The 1,435-nt window shown below is 48.1% G+C and carries 1 rRNA gene (only partly in view); it reads right to left on the reverse strand.

Annotated elements, in window-relative coordinates:
* Positions 1–1,223: ribosomal RNA gene (locus tag ACIQLB_RS11380) — 23S ribosomal RNA — on the reverse strand; it reaches 1,468 nt to the left of the window's first position.
* Between the last annotated feature and the right edge of the window lie 212 nt (positions 1,224–1,435).

A 1,435-nucleotide genomic window follows, 5' to 3' on the forward strand; every position in this document is an offset into this window, starting at 1 on the left:
TCGTAGATGTCAATCCACAGCTTCGGTGAATCGTTTAGCCCCGATACATTTTCGGCGCAGCGTCACTCGACCAGTGAGCTATTACGCACTCTTTAAATGATGGCTGCTTCTAAGCCAACATCCTGGTTGTCTGTGCAACGCCACATCCTTTTCCACTTAACGATTACTTTGGGACCTTAGCTGGTGGTCTGGGCTGTTTCCCTTTTGACTACGGATCTTATCACTCGCAGTCTGACTCCCGTGTATAAATATCTGGCATTCGGAGTTTGTCTGAATTCGGTAAACCGGGATGGCCCCCTAGTCCAAACAGTGCTCTACCTCCAGTATTCTCATCACGAGGCTAGCCCTAAAGCTATTTCGGAGAGAACCAGCTATCTCCAAGTTCGATTGGAATTTCTCCGCTACCCACACCTCATCCCCGCACTTTTCAACGTGCGTGGGTTCGGGCCTCCAGTAAGTGTTACCTCACCTTCACCCTGGACATGGGTAGATCACCTGGTTTCGGGTCTACGACCACGTACTAATTCGCCCTATTCAGACTCGCTTTCGCTGCGGCTCCGCCTTCTAAAGCTTAACCTCGCACGTAATCGTAACTCGCCGGTTCATTCTACAAAAGGCACGCTATCACCCATTAACGGGCTCTAACTACTTGTAGGCACACGGTTTCAGGATCTCTTTCACTCCCCTTCCGGGGTGCTTTTCACCTTTCCCTCACGGTACTGGTTCACTATCGGTCACTAGGTAGTATTTAGCCTTGGGAGATGGTCCTCCCGGATTCCGACGGAATTTCACGTGTTCCGCCGTACTCAGGATCCACTCAGGAGAGAACGAACTTTCGACTACAGGGCTTTTACCTGCTCTGGCGGACCTTTCCAAGTCGCTTCATCTAACTCGCTCTTTTGTAACTCCGTATAGAGTGTCCTACAACCCCAAGAGGCAAGCCTCTTGGTTTGGGCTCTTCCCGTTTCGCTCGCCGCTACTCAGGGAATCGATTTTTCTTTCTCTTCCTCCAGGTACTTAGATGTTTCAGTTCCCTGGGTCTGCCTTCAAGACGCTATGAATTCACGTCAAGATACTACGCGATTAAACGTAGTGGGTTCCCCCATTCGGAAATCTCCGGATCAAAGCTCACTTACAGCTCCCCGAAGCATATCGGTGTTAGTGCCGTCCTTCTTCGGCTCCTAGTGCCAAGGCATTCGCCGTGCGCCCTTAATAACTTAACCAAGTTATTAAGCCTATAAAAAAACTTAAAAAATAAATGTGTTTGTTACAATTTCAATGTCGTTTTATCCAGTTTTCAAAGAACAAGTTTTGAAGTGTTTCATTCAGAAGAATGAACCTTCAAAACTGAACGCAAAACGTAATCTTACAAACCCTAGGTTTGTATTCCGAAAATATCCTTAGAAAGGAGGTGATCCAGCCGCACCTTCCGACG

This window comes from Lysinibacillus sp. NPDC092081 (assembly GCF_044755845.1).
Taxonomy (GTDB): Bacteria; Bacillota; Bacilli; order Bacillales_A; family Planococcaceae; genus Lysinibacillus.